At 64.8% G+C, this 20,252-nt stretch carries 15 protein-coding genes; 4 read left to right on the forward strand and 11 right to left on the reverse strand.

Translation table 11 applies throughout. The features are described from left to right. Positions 1 to 6 precede the first annotated feature (6 nt). The 3 genes from AC0L23_RS15645 to AC0L23_RS15655 are packed head-to-tail and all read right to left on the reverse strand — an operon-like array spanning position 7 to position 3,452. Positions 7 to 2,283: a glycosyltransferase family 4 protein gene (locus AC0L23_RS15645; protein ID WP_446480135.1), complete on the reverse strand. Its 2,277-nt coding sequence runs from the start codon at positions 2,281 to 2,283 to the stop codon at positions 7 to 9. Beyond that, positions 2,271 to 3,236: a class I mannose-6-phosphate isomerase gene (locus tag AC0L23_RS15650; protein ID WP_377829545.1), complete on the reverse strand. Its 966-nt coding sequence runs from the start codon at positions 3,234 to 3,236 to the stop codon at positions 2,271 to 2,273. The genes AC0L23_RS15645 and AC0L23_RS15650 overlap by 13 nt, the downstream gene beginning before the upstream one ends. A 24-nt stretch (positions 3,237 to 3,260) precedes the next feature. Continuing rightward, a complete protein-coding gene (locus AC0L23_RS15655; protein ID WP_018454304.1) occupies positions 3,261 to 3,452 on the reverse strand; it encodes a hypothetical protein in 192 nt (63 codons plus the stop codon). 416 nt (positions 3,453 to 3,868) lie between these two features. Here AC0L23_RS15655 and AC0L23_RS15660 point away from each other — a divergent pair, with 416 nt between their 5' ends. Then, entirely contained in the window at positions 3,869 to 4,153 is a 285-nt protein-coding gene (locus AC0L23_RS15660) for a hypothetical protein (protein WP_377829544.1), read from the forward strand. A 65-nt stretch (positions 4,154 to 4,218) separates the two neighbouring features. On the opposite strand, the gene AC0L23_RS15665 is transcribed toward AC0L23_RS15660, so the two are convergent. From AC0L23_RS15665 to AC0L23_RS15675, 3 genes are all read right to left on the reverse strand, one after another. Continuing rightward, entirely contained in the window at positions 4,219 to 6,804 is a 2,586-nt protein-coding gene (locus tag AC0L23_RS15665) for an EAL domain-containing protein (RefSeq protein ID WP_473357099.1), read from the reverse strand. Between the two features lie 151 nt (positions 6,805 to 6,955). Then, positions 6,956 to 8,248, reverse strand: a complete 1,293-nt coding sequence (locus tag AC0L23_RS15670) for an MFS transporter (RefSeq protein WP_473357109.1) — start codon at positions 8,246 to 8,248, stop codon at positions 6,956 to 6,958. A gap of 100 nt (positions 8,249 to 8,348) precedes the next feature. Continuing rightward, positions 8,349 to 10,739: a bifunctional diguanylate cyclase/phosphodiesterase gene (locus tag AC0L23_RS15675; protein ID WP_473357100.1), complete on the reverse strand. Its 2,391-nt coding sequence runs from the start codon at positions 10,737 to 10,739 to the stop codon at positions 8,349 to 8,351. A gap of 316 nt (positions 10,740 to 11,055) precedes the next feature. Between AC0L23_RS15675 and AC0L23_RS15680 the strand changes: the two genes are divergently transcribed. After that, the gene (locus AC0L23_RS15680) at positions 11,056 to 12,222 is read left to right on the forward strand and encodes an ABC transporter substrate-binding protein (protein WP_026232708.1); all 1,167 of its coding nucleotides are present in this window, start codon (positions 11,056 to 11,058) and stop codon (positions 12,220 to 12,222) included. Between the two features lie 6 nt (positions 12,223 to 12,228). Here AC0L23_RS15680 and AC0L23_RS15685 read toward each other — a convergent pair whose 3' ends face one another. The 3 genes from AC0L23_RS15685 to AC0L23_RS15695 are packed head-to-tail and all read right to left on the reverse strand — an operon-like array spanning position 12,229 to position 16,135. Beyond that, the gene (locus AC0L23_RS15685) at positions 12,229 to 13,206 is read right to left on the reverse strand and encodes a hydroxyacid dehydrogenase (protein ID WP_018454299.1); all 978 of its coding nucleotides are present in this window, start codon (positions 13,204 to 13,206) and stop codon (positions 12,229 to 12,231) included. A gap of 12 nt (positions 13,207 to 13,218) precedes the next feature. Further along, complete coding sequence (locus AC0L23_RS15690) at positions 13,219 to 15,096, reverse strand: TRAP transporter large permease (RefSeq protein WP_018454298.1); 1,878 nt, start codon at positions 15,094 to 15,096, stop codon at positions 13,219 to 13,221. 7 nt (positions 15,097 to 15,103) lie between these two features. Beyond that, on the reverse strand, positions 15,104 to 16,135 hold the full coding sequence (locus AC0L23_RS15695) for a TRAP transporter substrate-binding protein (RefSeq protein WP_085350285.1): 1,032 nt from the start codon (positions 16,133 to 16,135) through the stop codon (positions 15,104 to 15,106). A gap of 68 nt (positions 16,136 to 16,203) precedes the next feature. On the opposite strand from AC0L23_RS15695, the gene AC0L23_RS15700 reads away from it, so the two are divergent. Together AC0L23_RS15700 and AC0L23_RS15705 are read left to right on the forward strand one after the other, a co-directional pair. Then, positions 16,204 to 16,518, forward strand: a complete 315-nt coding sequence (locus AC0L23_RS15700; RefSeq protein ID WP_026232707.1) for a hypothetical protein — start codon at positions 16,204 to 16,206, stop codon at positions 16,516 to 16,518. Between the two features lie 43 nt (positions 16,519 to 16,561). Then, on the forward strand, positions 16,562 to 18,058 hold the full coding sequence (locus AC0L23_RS15705) for a caspase family protein (protein ID WP_018454295.1): 1,497 nt from the start codon (positions 16,562 to 16,564) through the stop codon (positions 18,056 to 18,058). On the opposite strand, the gene AC0L23_RS15710 is transcribed toward AC0L23_RS15705, so the two are convergent. Both AC0L23_RS15710 and AC0L23_RS15715 read right to left on the reverse strand, forming a co-directional pair. Then, positions 18,052 to 19,398 carry a sensor histidine kinase gene (locus AC0L23_RS15710; RefSeq protein WP_085350287.1) on the reverse strand — a complete coding sequence of 449 codons (1,347 nt, stop codon included), beginning with the start codon at positions 19,396 to 19,398 and terminating at the stop codon, positions 18,052 to 18,054. The genes AC0L23_RS15705 and AC0L23_RS15710 overlap by 7 nt on opposite strands. 18 nt (positions 19,399 to 19,416) lie before the next feature. Beyond that, positions 19,417 to 20,127: a response regulator gene (locus AC0L23_RS15715; RefSeq protein ID WP_085385103.1), complete on the reverse strand. Its 711-nt coding sequence runs from the start codon at positions 20,125 to 20,127 to the stop codon at positions 19,417 to 19,419. Positions 20,128 to 20,252 lie beyond the last annotated feature (125 nt).

Consider the following 20,252-nt stretch of genomic DNA (forward strand, 5'->3'; position numbering starts at 1 on the left):
GCTCCGTCAAGCGACGAGAGGAGCAGGCTTGGCCCGGCTTTCGCTCAGGCGGGCAATTTGCCGAATCTCGGAAAGCCCAAGCAAATAGGACACCGCGGATTCCCCTCCCCGGTTCTCATTGGGACGATCGGGATGCAGGCCATCCCGGCAGCTTCCGGTCTCCAGATCGACCAGCGAGGCCGACAGGTCGTTGCTGCCCAGAAACCACGCGAAGACCCGCGCGGCTTCGGCTTTCCATTCGACATCGTGATCGGCCCGCCACGCGGCGAGGCATGCCGCGATGGTCGCCGCGGCCTCCAGCGGCTGCTGGTCGAAGGCTTGCGACGGCTGGCGTCGATCGCCAAACCCCGCCGTGCCGATCGGGCGGAATTGGCCTTTCGCTGAGGTTTGCCGCTTCACAAGCCAGCGCAACGACTCCAGCCCGATATTGACATAGCGCGATGTCTTGCTGGCAAGACCGGTTATGATCAGCGCCTGGGGCAAGCGCGCGTTATCATAGGCCAACCCGTCCTCGAACCAGACCCAATCGCCGGTTGCCACGGTGTCGAAGATCAAGATCAACCGATCGGCAAGCACGGCACGCAGGCGGGTCGCCTGGACATCGCCCGGGACAGCCGAGCAGTAAGCATCGAGGCCCAGCAATACGAACGCCCACGCACGGGGCGAACGAAAATCTTCCACTGTCACCATTGCTTCGGAAAACAAGGCCGCGGCCCATGAGCGCCGCGACGAACTGGCGTCGGTCAACGCGCACACGCCCAAGGCCCAGAGCGTACGTCCGTGACTGTCCTCCGACCCCTTGTCCTCCAACCAGCAGCGGTTGAAGCCCATGAAATTGCGAAATCGTCGTGTATCCGGATTCCAGGCGTGCTGGACGAAAGCGGCAAATCGCGCCGTCAGCGCTTCCGGCAGCCGCTCTTCACCCGGATTGTTGAGCGCACAGGCCACGAGCAGCGCCCGGGCGTTGTCGTCGACGCAATAGCCGTGGGCACGATCCGGCACGCTATGAACGGCATGCTGAAACAGTCCCGTGTCGTCGCACATCGACAGGAAATGGCCGAGCTGCATTTCCGGCGGGGCGCGGCTGTCGCGCAGCAGCGTGCCAGTATCCATACGCGCGATGGTCTTGAGCCGATGCCGGCGGCCGGCGTTCTCGAAGACCGACATATAGCGCTCGGCGGTTCTTTCCCATGTCATCGCGCGGCTGCTCGAATAGGCGCGCTTGCGCATCGCCTGCCGAAGCACGTCGTTGGTGAGCAACTTGGCGATTTCGACGCCAAGCGCTGCCGCATCGCCAAACGGAACCAGGATACCGCGGCCATCGGCCAATAGTTCACGGGCATGCCAATACGGGGTGGACACCACGGCCTTACCGAGGCCGAAACTATAGGCCAGCGTGCCCGAGGTCATCTGGGCCTCACTGAGGTACGGCGTCACGTAGACGTCGGACATCGAGATGAAATCGAGCAGCGTCTTCTTGTCGACGAACTGATCGAGGAACACGACGTGATCCTCGACGCCAGCCTGGCGCGCGTGCGCGATCAGGGACTCACGATAGGCTTCGCCACGATCGCGCACGAGGTTGGGATGCGTCGCACCGAGGACGACGTAAACGGCGTCGGGTCGGGTCTTCAGAATGGAAGGCATCGCATCGATCATGACTTCGATGCCCTTGTTCGGCGACAGCAATCCGAAGGTCAGGATGACCGACTTGTTGCTGAATCCGAGCGCAGCCTTGGCCGCGTCGGGTTCGACGAACGCAAATTCCGGGATGCCGTGCGGGATGATCTCGATCTTCTCGTCAGCCACGTGATAGACGGAGCGCAACAACTCCCGGCCTTTTTCAGCCATCACGACGATCTTGGACGAGCACTCGACGATGCGCGTGATGACGTCGCGCTGAGCCTCGGTCGGCTCGGACAAGACCGTATGCAGGGTTGTCACGATCGGTATGGTCAGGCGCGACAGAAGCGCCATGATCTGGCATCCGGCTTCGCCGCCGAAAATGCCGAATTCGTGTTGCAGCGAAACGGCCTCGAAGCCGCCGCTATTCAGATAGGCAGCCGCACGGACATAATCATCTTGCCTGTCGTCGTTGATCTCCAGGCCCACGGTGGCAGGATAATCGTAGACCTGGCCGTGATCGGTCATCGCGACGATGACCGTCTCCAGATCACTCCGGGACGCCGCAACGGCGCTCTGCAAGTCGGTGGTGAAGGTCGCGATGCCGCAGCGGCGGGGAAGCGAATTGCCGATGAATGCAATACGATTTACGGCAGCCAATTTGGCGTCTCCGATTGTTTGAGCGTGGCGGTCTCGACGGGAGACGGGACCAGGGTGCCGGGAAAGGCGTGCGGTGCGCGACTGGCGCTCGCGGCGCTGCGCTCTGTTAGCGCAGCAGGGTTTATCTTCGGGCCGGGATAGGCCAGCAGCGCTTTCAAGCCGCTCGCACCGACCTCGATTTCCGCGTGGTCGGCTTCTAGGAAGAACGCCTCCCCCGGCGCCAGCCTCGTCGAGCCGAGTTGGGCGTGGCCTTCGATCGCCAGCAGCCAGGTCTCTTTCGGTGCGTCGAGCATCCAAACGGAGCCAGGAGCAAGGTCCGTCTGCTCCAGCGCAAAATAGGAATTGACCGTGAGGACCGTTCGCGCGCCGCTCAGGCGTTCGGACGGCGATTGAATCTGGCGTGGGCCTGCCGTCGCCACCGCGACGGCATGGTCGATGTGCAGTTCGCGCGCTCGTCCATAGTCGAACAGCCGGAACGTGGCGTCGCTGTGCTGCTGGATTTCCACGAGCACGATGCCGGCGCCGATCGCGTGGATCGTTCCAGCAGGAATGAGAATGACGTCGCCTGGATGAACCGGCTGCCAATCCACGATATCGGCGATCGAGCCATCAGTGATCGCGGTTCGCAACTCCGCGGCGGAGCGCAAATGGTTCAATCCCACCGCGACCCGGGCGCCGGGGATCGCGGAGACGATATACCAGGCTTCGGTCTTGCCATTGGCAAGCCCGATCGAGCGCGCGAACGCATCATCCGGATGAACTTGAATCGACAGCGGCTCGGTGGTGAAGAGCATTTTGAGCAGCAACGTCGTCTTGGGCGCAGCAAGACCCGGGCGCTCGAACCACAATTCCCCGATCGGCCCGTCGCTCGTCGACGTCTCACTCCAGGGCCGCAGATCGAGACTGCCCCAGGGCTTCGGCTTGGTTCGCACGATGGCATGTTCGACCGTCAAGCGGGCCTCCCCAAGGCTGTGCGATCAGTCGTTGGCTGTTCGTGCCGGGCGCGGACCGGTCCAGGGCGGAAGCGCATCCCATTCGGCCCTTCGCATGCGGCGCTCTTCATCGCCGACCTTGACGAAGACAAACGGAGCGTCGTCCTGCCCGGTCTTCGATCCCGTGAATGTGGCCGGAAGTCCGTTCGAATTTCGGATCGTTGCTGTGTTTGCCACGTAAACCTCCTGACGATCTGCGTGCGAGATCGCTGCCGCAGATCAATTGAAAATGGATTCCGCCGCATGCAGGCCGACGAAGCGACCCGCACCGGCACCCGAGATACCAATCAGTCCAGGAGATTTGTATTTTGGGATATCGGACATCCGACCGCCTGCGTGGTTGAGGCGGGAGCGCAATGCTCTCAGTCACCGATAACTGCCAAGGGCGGGCGGTGATCTCGAGCATATAGGAACGCCGTCACCCAATAGCGAGACGAGCGCATCGATCCGATCGGCTTTATTAGCTGTATCTTTGTGTTGGCATTGCTCTATGGTCACACGGCCTGACGTCTGAGTTGACGGGGCTCATCGCTCGATTTCAATACTGGCCGGCTGATCCCCCTCTCAGAAGGGTTTTCGGCTATCGGAGTCGCATGGTTTCAACGGATGGTTTCCGGCAAGAGATTCGATCCCGGCTCGAATTGGCGAACGCGCAAGGCCGGCCGAACCTGACCATCGAGTGTGGCGAGCTTTACCGCTCCATGAGCCAGTTGCCCACGTTCAATCGATGGATGATCTTCTGCTGCAACGCGATGCGCGCGGAAATGGCCTTGACCGATCACTTGATTTTCGATGACAGGAACGAAAGCCTGCTGACCGTTCACTATGCATTGCCGCGTCAATGCCGAGCAAAATCAAACCAGACACGATCGAAGTAACGCGTTTCGTTGATTTCGATGACTAGCCGGTCGTTGCTGCCGTGGCGGCTCCGAGAGTAGACGCCCTACGCCGACCGCTTCACCGCGGTCGCGCCGGCCGGTGCAATGTCGAGACGAGCGAGCATCGCCCGCGCCTGCTCGGCGCAGTGCTCGATCAGCCAGCGCTCAAACGCTAGGGGCGCGAGCGCGGGCGCGTAGAGGAAGCCTTGCACGACGTCGCAGCCGAGCTCGGCCAGCACCTTGCGCTGCGCCTCGGTCTCAACCCCTTCGCCGACGACGGTTATGCCGAGGCCCTGCCCGACGCGCACCACGGCGGTGGCGATCGCGAGCGCGCCAGCGTCACGCTCGATGTCGCGCATGAAGCTGCGGTCGATCTTGAGCTCGCGGATCGGCAGATGGGCGAGCCGGCTGAGGCTGGAATAGCCGGTGCCGAAATCGTCCACGGAAAGCCCGACGCCGAGCTCCCGGATCGCGTTCATCGTCTCGAGCGCGGCGACGCTGTCCTGCATGAACGCGCCCTCGGTGATCTCGAGCATCAGCGCATCCGCCGCCAGATCGTATTCGGCGAGGATGTCCTTGAGCCGCGCGGCCAGCGTGACGTTGCGGAAATTGATCGGCGACAGATTCACCGACACAGATGGAATGTTCAGCCCGGCGCGGCGCCAGCTCGCCATCTGCCGGCAGGCCTCGCGCACGGACCACAGGCCGATCTGCTCGATCAGGCCGCACTCTTCGGCGAGTGGGATGAATTTTGCCGGCGAGACGTCGCCAAGCTCGGCATCGTGCCAGCGCGCCAGCGCCTCGACGCCATGGATCGCGCCGTCGCAGCTGCGGATCTGCGGCTGATAGCGGAGGGTCAGCGTGCCCTCGGCGATGGCGCGGCGCAGCGCCGCAATCAAGGCCAGCCGCTGCTCGGTGAGCCCGTTCATCTCGGCGCTGAACAGGCGATGGGTCGAGCGGCCGGCCTGCTTGGCCATGTACATGGCCGCGTCCGCCTGCTGCATCAGGGTGTCGATGTCGGTGGCGTGATCGGGATAGAGGCTGACGCCGATGCTCGCCGACATCTGCAGTTGCCTGGAGCCGAGCCGCAGCGGCGCGGCCAGCGCTTCGGTGATTCCGGCCGCGACGCGCTCGGCACCCTCGGCGTTGCGCTGCGGCAGCAGGATCACGAACTCGTCGCCGCCGAGTCGCCCCAGCATGTCCTCGGGCCCGATCTGCTCGCGCAGGCGCTGCGCGAGCTGGATCAGGAGCTCGTCGCCGGCGGCATGACCGAGTGTGTCGTTGACGTCCTTGAAATGATCGACGTCGAGGAAGGCCAGCGCGACGTGGCTGCCGGTCGGGCAGGCATCGATGGCGGTGGTGATCAGGCGCCGCAATTGCGCGCGGTTCGGCAGGCCGGTGAGGATATCGTGATAGGCGAGCCGCGCGATCTCGGCGCGCGCTTCCTTGCGCTCGATCGCGAAAGCGCCGAGATTGACGCAGGCCTCGACGATGCGCCGATGCCAATTGCTCGGCGCGCGCGGCTCCCGGTAGTAGAAGGCGAAGGTGGCGATGACCCGTCCGTCCTTGGCCTTGACCGGCGTCGACCAGCATGCGCGCAGGCCAATCGCGAGCGGCATCGCCTTGTACGGCCGCCAGCGCGGATCGGTCTCCAGATCCGTCGCCAGCACCGGCTCGCCGTAGAAGGCCGCGGTTCCGCACGAGCCGACATTGGGGCCGATGGCAACGCCGTCCAGTGCGCGGGAATAGTCCTCGGGCAGGCTTGGGCCGCCGAGCGGATGGATCAGGCCCGCGGCATCGATATGAAGCAGCGAACAGACGACGTCGGGCGCGATCTGCTCGACACGGCGGCACAGCCGGTCGGCGATCTCGCCGATCGGAACCTCGTCAGCCAGCGCGCCCATGATGAGCTGCTGCAGCGAGCGCAGCTGCTTGGTCTCGGTGATATCCTCGAGCAGCGCGAAGATGTGCTTGACCTGGCCCTTCCTGTCGCGGAAGGCATCGATGCGAGCGCAGACCCAGATCTCCTCGCCGTCCTTGTCATAGGCGAGCATCTCGACCTCGCCGCGGTGGCCACCCTCCATCAGGCGCTTGACGAGCTTCGCAACGGCCTTGCGATCGGTGTGGCGGCCGGCGAGCAGGCCCCTGGCACGGCGGCCCTCGGCTTCCTCGCTGGTGTAGCCGAACAGCGTCGTGAAGGCGGCATTGACGTAGACGATGCTCTGGTCGGTGTCGGTGATGAGCACCGCGCGGTTGGTCTGGTCGGAGACGGCGTGGAGAAGCCCGATCCTGGCGCGGCGTTCGGCATCCGCGGTGACGTCGCGCGCGAACACGATGCGATAGGTGATGCCTTCACTTGCAATGGATGAAAGCGAGATGGCCGCCCGGATGCGGCTGCCGTCGTTTCGCACGAGGCTGATCTCGTCACGGAATTCTGCAACCGGATCGGCCTGAAGGCATTTGAGGGTGAGAATTTCGGCGTCGTGACCGAGCACATCAGCGCGTGCGAGTTTCCAGATCCGCTCCGCACCGGCATTGAAATGCGTGATGCGATGCGCGCTGTCGACGATGACGATGCCCTCGTCGGCGCGTTCGAGCGCGGCCAATAGCACTTCCGGAGTTTCTATCATGGCACAATCGGAGGCGGACATCGCTAGACCCGGAGGCATCGGGAAAATATGCAACCGACGCTAGCGCCACCATGGTGTCCAAGTCGTTTTTGCAGTCCCCTCGCACCGCGCCAAGACGCGACATGATTAACATTCCGCGAAAGAAACGAAGGTAATTGGGCGCGCACGGAACCTATTCGGCGCCGGTTTCCACCTGAAGCTTGCCGGCAACGGCGCGCACCTTGCGGGGCGCAGCTTGCCAGATCGAGAGCGCCGACAATCCGCTCACGATGATGGCGACGCCAAAGGCCAGCGTGTAGTCGCCGACCCGATCGAAAAGCAAGCCGGTGACCCAGGGACCGGCAGCGCCGCCGGCCAATGCCGCCAGCATGATCGTGCCGAAAATGCTGCCCTGGTGCTTGCCCTGAAAAATCTCGAACACCACCGCGCCCATGATCGAGGTCAGGCCGTAGCCGAGCGCGCCTTGCGTGAACACCATGAGATAGACTAGCCACAATGACGGCTGGAATTTCAGGGCCATCAGCGCCGCGAAAGAGATCGCAAAACCCGCGCAGCTGATCGCCCACACCCATTCCCGCCCGATCCGGTCGGAGACATGGCCGAGCAGGATCTGGCCGGGAATGCCGAGCAGGCTGACGATGCCGAGTGCCCACACCGCGACACCCGGGCTAAAGCCGATGTCGAGCAGGAATTTGGTCTGGTGCACCTGCACCGCGTACCAGATGTAGAGGCCGCAGAAATAGCCGAGCGCGATCCACCAGAACCGTGTCGTGGCGACCGCTTTCCGGAGTGTCCATTCGGTCCCGGCCCAGACGGGATCGACGATGTTGGAGACGGGTTTTGCGGCGCCTGCGGCCGGGGCCGCATCGCCGTCAGGCCGCAGGCCGATATCCTCGGGACGTCGATGCAGGAACAGATTGATCGGCGCCAGCACGATCAGGATCATCAGGCCCATCGCCGTGCAGGCGGTGCGCCAGCCGGTCCCTTCGATCATGTGTTGCACCCATGGCAGCAGCGTGACCGAGCCGATGCCGACCCCGGCGAAGGCGATGCCGATGGCGAGGCCGCGCGTGCGGATAAACCAGTTCGGCAGGAACAACGACTGTCCGGAATAGCCGAGACACACCGAGCCGGCACCGACCATGACGCCGATGGTGACGTAGAGATGCCAGGGCTGGCTCGTGAGCGGCGCGAGCAGCAATCCGCCGCCCATCAGAACCACGCCGAGCTCCATCACCGCGCGCGGGCCGGCGCGGTCCATCAGCCGGCCGATCAGCGGGCTGACCATGCCCGAAACGACGAAGCCGAAGGAGAAGGCGCCCGCGGTGACGCCGCGCTCCCAGCCGAATTCGGAGATGATGGGAGGAAAGAACAGCGAGAAGGCGGTGCGCGCGTTGACGCCGATGGCCATGGTGACGAAGGTCACCGCGACCACGACCCAGCCGTAGAAGAACGGAAGCCGCATTGTGTGTTTCATCCCTGGACGGTCCTTCCGACCATCCGGGACCGCCCGGGTCAAGCGCTTTTCGCGCATGCCTCATTGAGCGACCCTTGGGCGGCCGCCCTCAGGCCGCGTCGCGTTGCGACGATTTGGCGGGCGCGTCGAACAGGATCCGTTCGATCGGCTGCGGGCGGCCGAACAGATAGCCTTGCGCGAAATTGACGCCGAGCGCCTTCAGCCGCTCGTACTCCTCGCGGGTCTCGACGCCCTCGGCGGTGACCGACATGTCCAGCCCGCGCGCCAACGTCACGATCGAGGAGATGATGGCGGAGCTGCGCGGCTGATGCGTGAGGTTCCGGATGAACGATTTGTCGATCTTGATCTTGTCGAACGGGAAAGCGGTCAGATAGCTGAGCGACGAATAGCCGGTGCCGAAATCGTCGAGTGCGAGCGCGATGCCGATGCTCTTCAGCCGCTCCATGAAGGCGTGGTTCTCGACGCCACGCTCCAGCAGCACGGATTCCGTGATCTCGATCTCCAGCCGCTGCGGCGGCAATCCGGAATCGGCGAGCGCCGCGCTGATCATCTCGAACAGCTCGGCCTCCTTGAACTGGATCGGCGACAGGTTGACGGCGACCGCAAGATCGGACGGCCAGCCGGCCGCGTCCGCGCAGGCGCGCCGCAGCACAAACTCGCCGAGCGGCACGATCAGCCCGGTCTCCTCCGCAAGCGGGATGAACTGGTCCGGCGCAATCAAGCCGCGCGTCGGATGCCGCCAGCGCACCAACGCCTCGAAGCCGCGCCGCGTGCCGCTGAGGGCGTCGACGAACGGCTGGTAGTGCACCTCGAGCTGGCACCGCGCGATGGCGTCGCGCAGATCGCCTTCCAGCGTGCTGCGCGCCTCGAGCTCGGCCGACATCGCCTTGTCGTAGATGGTGAAGCAGTTGCGGCCCGACGATTTCGAGCGGTAGAGCGCCAGGTCCGCCTTCTTCAGCAGCTGCTCCTGATCGCTGCCATGATCGGGCGCGATCGCAATGCCGATGCTGGTACCGATCTCGACGCGGTGTCCGGGAAGAAGGAACGGCTCGGCCACGAGCTTGGCGATCCGCCCCGCCAGTTCGGTCGAGCAGACGCGCTGATCCTCGCAAGCTTCCTGGATGATGGCGAATTCGTCGCCGCCGAGCCGGGCCAGCACGTCGCTGGTGCGCAAAGCGGATTTCAGCCGCTGTGCGACCTGACGCAGCAGCGCATCGCCGGCACCGTGACCGAGCGAGTCGTTGACGTTCTTGAAGCGGTCGAGGTCGAGCATCAGGATCGAGAAGGTCGGACCGGTGTCCTTCAAACGGCCCTTGAGCTCGTCGAGCCGGGCCAGGAAGAAAGCGCGGTTCGGCAATCCGGTCAGGATGTCGGTCTGGGCTAGTTCGAGCACCCGCCGGTTCGCCAGTGACAGCCGCTGCGAATTGCGGCTTGCGAGCATGAGATAGGTCGAAAGCGACAGCGTCAGCAGCATGCCGACGATCAGCACCGCACCCGCGCGATCGTAAGTCGTCTCCAGCGGACCGCCGGCAGCCGGAACCGCCCGCACCTGCCAATCGGTGTCGCCGATCTTGAGATTGCCCGACCAGTGCAGGGTCCGCGCGACGTCCCGCATCGTCTGCGGCGCCGTCGCGGCCGACGAGTAATCCGGCAGCATTTGCTCCAGGCCGACGATCTGACCCGCGAACGGCGGATAGACGTTGACGCTGACCGCGGGGCTTGCCCCGGTGGTCACGCGAATGGACTGGATCAGCAGCGGCAGGTCGAAGACGCCGACGACGAAGCCGGCGAGATTGCGGCGCCGGTCCACGACCGCGTCGCGCGACGTTCCCTTGGCGTAGACGGGAATGGCGACGAGGACGTCGGGCAACCGGCCGCCCTCCTTCGGCTCGTAGAGGCGGGTGCGAATGGCCCCTATCCGGTCGGTGTCGCGCGCGCGCTCGAGGACCGCGCGGCGCTCCGGAACGGTCGCGTAGTCCATTCCGTAGACTGGAGACGTCTTCGGCTGGGTCGAGTAGAACACCGGAAAATATTCGTCGCTCTGCGGCGCGGTCGCGAACGCATCGCCCTGGAGCGACTTGATGCGATAGCCGGACACGCCGTCCGTGATCGCCGCGGCCTCGTATTCGGCGCGCTCCTTGCGGTTCACCCGCGGCACCCAGGAGATGCGCAGCATGCCGGGATGGCGCTCGAACAGGCGGGCGCTGAAGGTCTCGAATTCGCTGCGGGTGATCTCCTGATTGGTCGATTCGAACAGCGTGCGCAGCGCGACGAGCCTGGAGATGTACTCGCTCATGCCGTTCTGCATGACGATCACTTCGGTCTCGGCCGCGTTCTCGAACTCGATCTTGTTGACGCGGCCTTCCCATCGCGCCACGGCGGCTGCAGCCATGACCGAAAACAGAAGACCGACGCCGACTGCGACGAGCGCAGGGCGATAGAGCCCGAGCAGCGGCGCGGCACGCCACCATCCGGTCATACGCCCCCGATCCTGATCGTTCTGATCCCGACCGCCCATTCCAAAAACCGCCGTCCCCTGTCGCGCTCAACCGAACCTCTGGTTGAGCCGCCGGAGCCACTATCGGAACAGGACCGCGGTTAAGAACTGCACAATTTCGGAACCCGGCTTTTCCGCATTACCCGGTTTAGTTAATGAAGTGCAGGATGATGCGGGCTCTGTCGAAGCAAGTTGCCGGTTTTCCCCGGAGTAGTACGGAGCCGTCGATACATCGCCGATTCATCCCGTGGCGATAGCTTTCACGAAGCTACTCACCGCACCCGGCAAGACTTTTCTGATGTATCGATCTCGATCTGCGACATGCATCGTCATGACCGTCGCCGTCCTGGCAGCAATCATGCTGCCGGCGAAAGCCGACGAGATCGGCGTCAGCGAGGATGCGATCCTGTTCGGCCAAGCCGCAGCGCTCGAGGGTCCCTCCTCCACACTCGGACAGCGCATGCGGCAGGGCATCGTCGCAGCCTTCACCGAGATCAACGCCAAAGGCGGCGTCCACGGCCGCAAGCTCCAGCTCATCAGCCGTGACGACGGCTACGACCCCGACCGCTCGCTGGCGCAGACGCTGCGGCTGATCGAGGACGAGAAGGTGTTCGCGCTGATCGGCGCGGTGGGCACGCCGACCGCGGTGGCGACGATACCGATCACCAGCGCCAGGAACGTGCCCTTCATCGGTCCCTTCAGCGGCGCTGAATTCTTGCGCGACTTCGAGCTTGCGAACGTGGTCAACATCCGTGCAAGCTATGGCGCCGAGGCCGAGGCGTGGGTCAAGCATCTCACCGAGGATCGCCATTTCACCCGCATCGCCATTTTCTACCAGGACGACTCGTTCGGGCGCGACGGTCTTTCCGGCGTGAAGCGCGCGCTTGCCAGGCGCGGCCTCGAGCTCGCCGCCGAAGGCACCTTCGAGCGCAACACCCGCGCCGTCGCGTCGGCCTGGCGCACGATCAAGCGCGTCGAACCCGAGGCGATCGTCATGGTCGGGACCTACGGTCCCTGCGCCGAGTTCATCAAGCTCGCGCACCGCAGCGGCGCCAATCCGACCTTCGTCAACATCTCCTTTGTCGGCGCCGTTGCGCTCGCCAAGGAGCTCGGCCCCGAGGGCGAAGGCGTCGTCGTCACGCAGGTCGTGCCGTTTCCCTGGGACCGCTCGCTTAAGCTGGTCGCCGACTACCAGGCGGCGCAGACGGCGTTCGACCCGGCGCTGACACCGAATTTCGTGGCGCTCGAAGGCTATATCGCCGGCCGTCTCGCGGCCGCGGCGCTGGAACAAGCCGGACCGCAACCGACGCGCGCGAGCCTGCTGCGCACCATCAACGATGTCGGCCGCTTCGACATCAGCGGCAGCACCATCACCGTCGGCATGCGCATGCTCGACGCGCCGCCGAAGGTGTTTTTGACGGTGATCCAGAAGGACGGGACGTTCAAAGCTGTGGACCGGCTATAGAGCAGATCACGGCCGCCGCGTCCAGCGGTCGGCGTTGACGGCGCCTTGCGGGATCTCGCCTTTGACGATCGCTTCGACCTGCCGCACGGTTTCCAGCGACTGATATTCGATCGCCTGCGGCGTCAGGCCGCCGACATGGGGCGTGGCGATGACGTTGGGAAGCTTCGCAAGCTCCGGGCTTGGCATCTGGTCGGGCGCGCGGCCCACATCCATCGCGGCACCCGCGATTCGATTTTCAAGCAACGCCTTCGCCAGCGCCGCTTCGTCGACCAGGTTGCCGCGGGAGAGATTGATGAAGACCGCATGCTTCTGCATCCGCGCCAGCGCCGCCTCGCCGATCAGATTTTCGGTCTGCTCGTTGGCGATGGCAAGGCAGACGACATAGTCGGACGCGGCGAGGAGCTCGTCGAGGCTGACCTGCCGGATGGCACCGTCGGTCACGGTCGCAAAGGGATCTGCGACCAGCACTTCCATGCGCATCACCTTGGCGATTTCCCCGAGATAGCGCCCGATGCTGCCATAGCCAATGATGCCGATCTTGCTGCCGGCGAGTTGACGGCCCATCCGCGCTTCCGGCTTGCGGCCGGCGTGATAATCGGCCGTCGCTCGCGATACGCCGCGGGAGAGATCGACCATGAAGCCAACCGCGAGCTCGGCAACGGCTTGCACGAAGCCAGGCCCGGCGCGGGTCACGAGCACGCCGGCGTTCGAGGCCGCCTCGACATCGACGTTGCGGATGTCGACGGCGCAGCGGACGAAGGCGCGCAGGCGCGGCAGTTGCGCAAAGATCTCGCCGCGTCCCTCGGTCATGCGATCGGCCACGATGATGTCGACATCTTGCGCAGCGCGCACGAGGCTGGCTGAGACCAGCGTCTCATCGCTCTCGTGCAGGATCACCTCGGCGGTCGCGCGCAAGCCGTTCAGGCTGCGATCGCCGTAGTAATTGCGGCGCATCTCCGGCGTGTGGGCCAGCAGGACTTTCACGGCGATACTCCCTCAATAGCCGAACGCGCGCGGCAATGCCGTGCTGAGCCATGGCACGAACGCGATCACGAGCAGGCAAAGGAACAACAGGCCGAGATAGCCCATGATCGGCTTCACCGTCTGCTCGATCGGCACATTGCCGATCAGGCAGGCGCCGTAAAGCCCGAGCCCGAGCGGCGGCGCGAACAGGCCGATGCCCATCGCGATCACAAGCACCACCCCGAAATGCAGGGGATCGATGCCGAGCTGCACGGCCACCGGCAGCAGCAGCGGCCCGAAGATGATCAGCGCGGCCGCCCCCTCCAGCACCGAGCCCATCACGATCAGCACGCCGATCGCGAGCAGGATGAACAGCCAGGTGCCGCTGGTCTTGGACAATCCCAGCATGAAATCGCCGACCGCATGCGGCACCTGCTGCAGGGTCAGCGTGAACGCCAGCGATTGCGCTGCGGCAACGATGAACAGCACGAGCCCCGCGCGCGTCGCTCCCTGGACGAAGCTGTGCGCAGCCGATGTGAAGCTGAGTTCGCGGAACACCACGCTGCCGACGACGAGCGCATAAGCCACGGCGAAGGCCGAGATTTCCGTGGCGGTGGCAAAGCCGCTCTTGAAGCCGAAGAAGATCATGAAGATCAGGCCGAACGAGGCGATCGCACCGCTCCACAGGCCCGACACCGGCATCTGCGGCGCGATGACCTCGGCATCAGCTGGAGACTCAGTTGGAGTCTCAATTGGAGTCTTGCCGAAGATGATGGAGACGGCGATCAAGGCCAGCGCCATCAGCGCCGCGGGCAACAGCCCTGCGACGAACAGACCACCGATCGACAGGTTCGCGACGAAGCCCAGGATGATCAGGTTGATGCAGGGCGGAATAGTCTCCGCCATCACCGCGGAGGCTGCGAGCAGCGCCACGGCGCCGCCCGGATTCTGCTTGGAGCGGCGCGCGGCCGGAATCAGCACGGAGCCGACCGCGGCGACGTCGGCCATCTTCGAGCCGGAAATGCCGGAGAACAGCACCATCGAGGCCACCATCACGACGTTCAAACCGCCGCGCATGCGGCCGACCCCGCGCTGCAACAGCTCGATCAGCCGCACCGACATGCCGTTGGCTTCCATGAGGTAGCCGACGAGAATGAAGAACGGAATCGCGAGCAGCACGAAATTGTCGATGCCGCGCGCCATCTGCTGGGCGAAGATCACGCCGGGCAGCGCGCCCTCGACCCAGATGAAGATCAGCGCGGCCAGCGCCAGTGCAAAGCCGATCGGCAAGCCACCGACCAACGTCGCAAAGAAACCGATCAGCATCAGCGTGCCCGCCGACGGCACCGTGGCGGGCGACAGATAATCCCAGGCGAGATAAAGGCCGGTCACGACGGCAATCGCGACGAGGCCTCTGACGATGTCAGGGAGCGGCCTGGCGCAGAGCTGGTCGATCGCAAACACCGTCATGAACAGCGCGCCGGCGCCCATCGGGTAGAAGGTCAGCTCCAGCGGCAGGCCGGATCCGGTGGTCTGGCCCGCCGTCAGCGAGCCGAGCTTGATGGCGTTGTAGGCGACGTAGCCCGAAATCAGCACCACCAGCAGCGCGCTCGCGGCGTCGACCAGCGCGCGCAGCCGTACCGGAGCCAGATCGCGGAAGAAAGAGACGCCGACATTCTCGCCGCGCGCGAGCGCGCTCGCCGCGCCGAAGAAGGCCGATCCGACCATCAGTCCGCGCGCGACGTCGTCGGACCACTCCACCGGCGCGTTGAAGCAGAAGCGCAGCAGCACGGAACCGCAGACGACGACGAGATCCGTGGCCAGCAGGATGGCCGCGATCGCGTCGCTGAAGCGAAGCAGCAGGGCGATGCTCCCGTGGCGGCCGCCCGAGAGAGGTACGGCAGCTGTCATTGCCACGTCAGGCCTGCGTGGCGCGGATGATGTCGATCACGGCCTTGGATTCCGGCCGCGCCTTCATGAAGTTCTCGATCTGCGGCGCGACGCGCTTTTTGAACGCCTCGCGGTCGCATTCGGCCACCGTCACGCCCTTTTCGGTCAAGGCCGACAGCGCTTCCTTCTCGACGGCGAGCCCGTGGGTCCGCGTGTCGGCCGCAGCCTTCTTCGCGGCATCGAGAAATCCCTCGCGCAGCTTCGGATCCATGCGATTGTAGGTCGTGTCGCTGAAATAGATCGCGAGCGGCGAGAAATTGTGCTGCGTCAATGCATAGAATTTCGCCGTTTCGAAGAACTTGCTGGCCAGGATGGTCGGCGGGTCGTGCTCTAGCCCGTCCAGCACGCCGGCCTGCAATGCCGTGTAGATTTCGCCGAACGCCAGCGGCGTCGCGGCGGCTCCCATCAGGCGCAGGCATTCCGTGATGACGGGATTTGGCAGCGTGCGGATCTTGAGACCGGCGAGATCTTCCGGCGTCTTCACCGGCTTCCTCGCAAGTACGCTGCGTGAACCGAAATTATAGGCCCAGGCGATGATGCGGATGTTGCTGCCCTTGAGCAGCGCGTCCTCGATCGGCTTGGCCGCGCCAGCGTCGAACGCCTTGGTCTGCTGCGGAAAGCTCGAGAACAGAAAGCCGAGGTCGTAGGTGCCGACCAGCGGCACCAGATTCGCCGAGATCGAGGAGCCCGACACCATGAGGTCGATGACGCCGAGCTTCACTGAGTTGATGACGTCGATTTCCTGACCCAATTGGTTGTCGGGAAAGAACGCGACCTCGACCTGCTCACCGAGGCCGTTCGCCTTCAGGTTCTTCACCAGATTGTCGTAGTAGACCCGGCCGTTGGCGAATTTGGGATCGTTCGGCAGCGACGAGGAGCATTTCAGCTTCAGCGTCGCGGCTTCGGCGCGGCCGATGAGTGCGGGGGAAAGCACGAGGCCGGCGGCAAGTCCCGTCGACGACTTGATGAACGCGCGACGGTTCACGGGCACGATGGACATAATGCGGTTTCTCCCCAATTATTGTTTTTCGAGCAACGGTCGTTGCCGCAGCCCGTTGCGCGGACTGTATGGCCAAAGCGACGGCGCAGGCAAGGCTTGCGGCCGGCCGTTGCAAAGCGGCGTGTCGCGAGGATCAACGGCATCAGCGCGCGGCAAAACAGCCATGTTTTTGCGGGATTCTCGATCAGATCGGCATGGGGCCGATGCGCGAGAAGATGCTTTCGCGCAGCGTTGGGCATCGATCCAATTGGCGCATGGATCAATGCGCAATTCACATGGATGGCGCCAGAACGATGCCGCACCAGCTCTGGCAGACCTTCTGCCCCATTTTGCCGCAGCTCAACGTGATCCAGTGCACAGACAGACGCATGGCGGCCACCTAGAAAAGGTGACATCATCGCGCGCATTGCCGATGGAGGTGACACCATGCGCCGTCCAGTCTTTCGCAATTTGTTTCTTGCATCCGCTCTTCTCGCGCTCACGCAATTGACGATGCCGACGGGGGCCGCGGCCGAAGCGCGGCTCGCACTGGTGATCGGCCAATCGGCCTATCGCACCGTGCCGGAACTCCCCAACGCAGCCAACGACGCCAAGGGCATGACGGAGCTGCTCGGCAATGCCGGCTTCACCGTCACCACGGCATCCAATCTGGCGCAAAACGATATGCGTCAGGCGATCTCGGATTTCGCCGGCAAGGTCAGCGCCAGCGGCGCCGACACCGTCGCGCTGGTGTTCTATGCCGGCCACGGCCTCCAGATCGACGGCGAGAACTATCTCGTTCCCGTCGATCTCGACCCCAAGCGCGAAGCCGACATTCCGCTGCAGGGTGTGCGACTGAACGATTTGCTCAACACGCTCGGCGCACTGCCGACGCGGGCGCGCATCTTCATGCTCGATGCCTGCCGCAACAATCCCTTCCCTGCGCTCAGCGGCGCCGGACACGGGCTTGCGATCGTCGACACCAAGGCCGGCGCGCCGGGCTCCTTCATTTCCTATTCGACCTCGCCGGGCTCCGAAGCCGAGGATGGCTCCGGCATCGACAGCCCCTATACCACCGCGGCGCTGACCGTCGCCAAGCAGCCCAATCTGCCGATCGAGGAAGTGTTCAAGCGCATTCGCGTCGCCGTGGCGCAATCGACCGACGGACGCCAGATCCCCTGGGAAAGCTCGTCGCTGACGACTGACTTCAAGTTCTTCGGCGGCGACAGCAGCGGCAGTCAGACTGCGCTTCCTGGCGCATCCTCCATGGCACTTGCGAGCGGCACGCGCAGCCTCGAGGACTGGCGCAAGGATTTGCAGGGCAAGCCGGCCATGGTCGCCTATGAGATAGTGATCACCGACGACACCGTGCCGGCGTATCAGGCCTATATCGAGTTGTACGCTCAGGATACCCGTACGCCGCGGCTGCGCACGATTGTGGAGCGCCGGCGCCAGATGCTGGCGTGGGAGCGCGCCACCGCGATCAACACCCGCGCCTCGTTCGAGGCGTATCTGGCGAACTGGGACAACAGCGATCTGGCCGCGACCGCACGCCGGCTGCTGCTCCGCGTGCAGAACCGCAACTACGTCTTGCCTGCCGCGGTCGCGGCCGCTCCTGCCCCGGTCGCCGTCGCGATGGCCCCGACCTGCCCGTGCTCGACGCCCACACCACCGGCTTCGCCGATCAACCCGACGATCGCGCCTGTGATCAAGAAGCGCGTCGACGACACACCGCCGAAGCGCAAGGTGGTCGACACGCCGCCCAGGCCGCGCCGGCCGCCGCCTGATGAGGTGATCTACGAGCGCGCGCCGCCACCGGATCGCGGCCCGCCGCCAGAAGCCTTAGGTGTCGGAATAGGCATCGGAATTGGCATGGGCATGGGCGGTCGAGGCGGCAACTACGGCGGCCCGGGACACGGCGATGGCTACCGCAGCCGTTACTGAGACCGCTCGCGCGGCAGCCGGACGCGGACACGGGTGCCGCCACCGGGACGATCCTCAATGGCGACCGTGCCGCCGTTGCTTTCGACAACTTGCCTCACGATTGTGAGTCCCAATCCTGCGCCGCCGCTCTCGCGGCTGCGCGAGGTCTCCAGCCGGTAGAATGGATCGAATACGCGGGTGCGTTCGTCAACCGGGATTCCCGGCCCGCGGTCCTCGACCAGGAGTTCGATCACATCGGTCTCGGCGTACAACGAGATGTCCGCGGCGCCACCATAGAGGATCGCGTTGTTGACGAGATTGGCAACGACCCGAGCCATGCCCGCAGCCGAGCCGCGGATGAGGAGAGCCGGATCTTCGCAGGTGAGCGTCAGCGCTGCGCAGGCACCCTTGCGCGCTTCGTACTCGGTCCGCGCGACGCGGGCAAGATCGACGGTTTCCGCCGACGGGCCTGCGAACGAGGCGCGGACAAAGGCGAGCGCATCATCCATCAGCGATTGCATGTCGTCGAGATCGACGGTTGCCTTGTCCCGCTGCACGCTTTCGGGCAGCAGCTCGAGACGTAGCCGCAGCCGCGTGACATAAGTGCGCAGATCATGGCTGATCGCGCCGAGCACGAGGGTGCGGCTGCGCAGCAGTTCGGCGATGTTCGCCTGCATGGCGTTGACGGCGCGGATCAGCGCCCGGACGTCGGGAGCACCCCGCTCGCTGACCGGCATGGTCTCCATTGCAGCGCCGAAGCGCTCGATGGCGACGGTCAACTCGGACAGCGGCCTGGTCTCGTGGCGGACCGCGAGCAAGGCCGCCAAAGCGACGACGAAGCCGAGAATTCCGGCCAGCAGGCCGACAGGAATGCCGAGCAGGCGAAGGCTGAGCTCACCTGCGGTCTCGATCACCAGATAGCCGCCGCCAGCAAGTTCAATGACAGCTTGCAGGCGCGAGGTGACGAGATCACGCAAGCGGGCCACCTGTTGGCCGTCCCTGACGTTGACGAAGGACAGTGCGACCAGCCGCTCCGCTGGCACACCGCTCTGCGCGCGCAGCCGTTGCTCCGCGCTGCTCAGGAAACGGCCATGCAACGGGTTGGGCGGCACGTCCTGACGCACGACCGGCTTGAATCGCGCCGTCGTGGCCGCGCGCAGCACCAGGTCGCGATCGTCGCGCGGTACCCTGTCGATAGCCTCCGCCAAGGCGGCGACCTGCGCGAACAAAGCGGCAAATCCGGACGGCTCGCCGCGGCCGCGCTGCTCCACGAAATAGATGGCGACCGACAGCAACTGCACGAGAATGATGGCGCCGACGACGATAAGGCCGAGGCGGGCGGCGATGTGAAGCCTGCTCATCCCGCACAGGCTCCGTGCTCAGAGCGGGCGAACGTCAGCACTGAAGAGATAGCCGCCATTGCGCACGGTCCTGATCGAGAACGCAGCCTTGGGATCCGCGGCGACGAGCTTGCGGCGCAGCCGGCTGACCGACACGTCAATGACGCGGTCGAACGGATCCGCGGTCCGGCCGCGCGTCCAGTCGAGCAACTGGTCGCGGGACAGCACCCGCTTGGGCCGTTCGAGGAAACATGCCAGCAGATCAAACTCCGCTGCCGTCAACTCGACGATATGGTCCTGGTCGTTGGTCAGGCTGCGCCCGTCGAGATCGGCCACCAGCCTGCCGAAAGCAATTCGCCGCGGCGGCGGCATCTGCAGCGGGCCGTCCACACGCCGCAAGACGGCCTTGATGCGCGCCAGCAATTCCCGAGGATTGAAAGGCTTCGGCAGATAATCGTCGGCGCCGAGCTCCAGGCCGATGATGCGGTCGACATCGTCGGCCTTGGCCGTCAGCATCAGGATCGGCGTGCGGCTCTTGCTGCGCAGGCGCTGGCAGATCGACAGTCCGTCCTCGCCCGGCAGCATGATGTCAAGCACGACGAGATCCGGGCATGCCTGCATCAGCGCCCGGTCCATCGCCGCGCCGTTCTCGACGCAAACCGGCGCATAGCCCTCCCGCGTCAGCAGGTCCGCCAAGAGCGCGCGGATCTCGCGGTCGTCCTCCACGATCATGATCGTCCGAGTGTCCATCGCGGCCTCTATCGAGCAGCCCGCTGGCAGGAATGTGGCGACCCCGTCGCTCGTTACAAAACGTTACACTTCCGGCCTCGCCGGCAACATCACGGCAAAAGATCGAGGCGAGATTGGCCCCATGC

The organism is Bradyrhizobium sp. MI1.4 (genome assembly GCF_055811315.1).

Coding starts and splice junctions, on each gene's coding strand:
- AC0L23_RS15665 (WP_473357099.1), bottom strand. CDS start 6,804: ATGTCCGCCTCCGATTGTGCCATGATAGAAACTCCGGAAGTGCTATTG.
- AC0L23_RS15670 (WP_473357109.1), bottom strand. CDS start 8,248: ATGCGGCTTCCGTTCTTCTACGGCTGGGTCGTGGTCGCGGTGACCTTC.
- AC0L23_RS15715 (WP_085385103.1), bottom strand. CDS start 20,127: ATGGACACTCGGACGATCATGATCGTGGAGGACGACCGCGAGATCCGC.
- AC0L23_RS15680 (WP_026232708.1), top strand. CDS start 11,056: ATGTATCGATCTCGATCTGCGACATGCATCGTCATGACCGTCGCCGTC.
- AC0L23_RS15690 (WP_018454298.1), bottom strand. CDS start 15,096: ATGACAGCTGCCGTACCTCTCTCGGGCGGCCGCCACGGGAGCATCGCC.
- AC0L23_RS15660 (WP_377829544.1), top strand. CDS start 3,869: ATGGTTTCAACGGATGGTTTCCGGCAAGAGATTCGATCCCGGCTCGAA.
- AC0L23_RS15700 (WP_026232707.1), top strand. CDS start 16,204: ATGGCCAAAGCGACGGCGCAGGCAAGGCTTGCGGCCGGCCGTTGCAAA.
- AC0L23_RS15710 (WP_085350287.1), bottom strand. CDS start 19,398: ATGAGCAGGCTTCACATCGCCGCCCGCCTCGGCCTTATCGTCGTCGGC.
- AC0L23_RS15695 (WP_085350285.1), bottom strand. CDS start 16,135: ATGTCCATCGTGCCCGTGAACCGTCGCGCGTTCATCAAGTCGTCGACG.
- AC0L23_RS15705 (WP_018454295.1), top strand. CDS start 16,562: ATGCGCCGTCCAGTCTTTCGCAATTTGTTTCTTGCATCCGCTCTTCTC.
- AC0L23_RS15675 (WP_473357100.1), bottom strand. CDS start 10,739: ATGACCGGATGGTGGCGTGCCGCGCCGCTGCTCGGGCTCTATCGCCCT.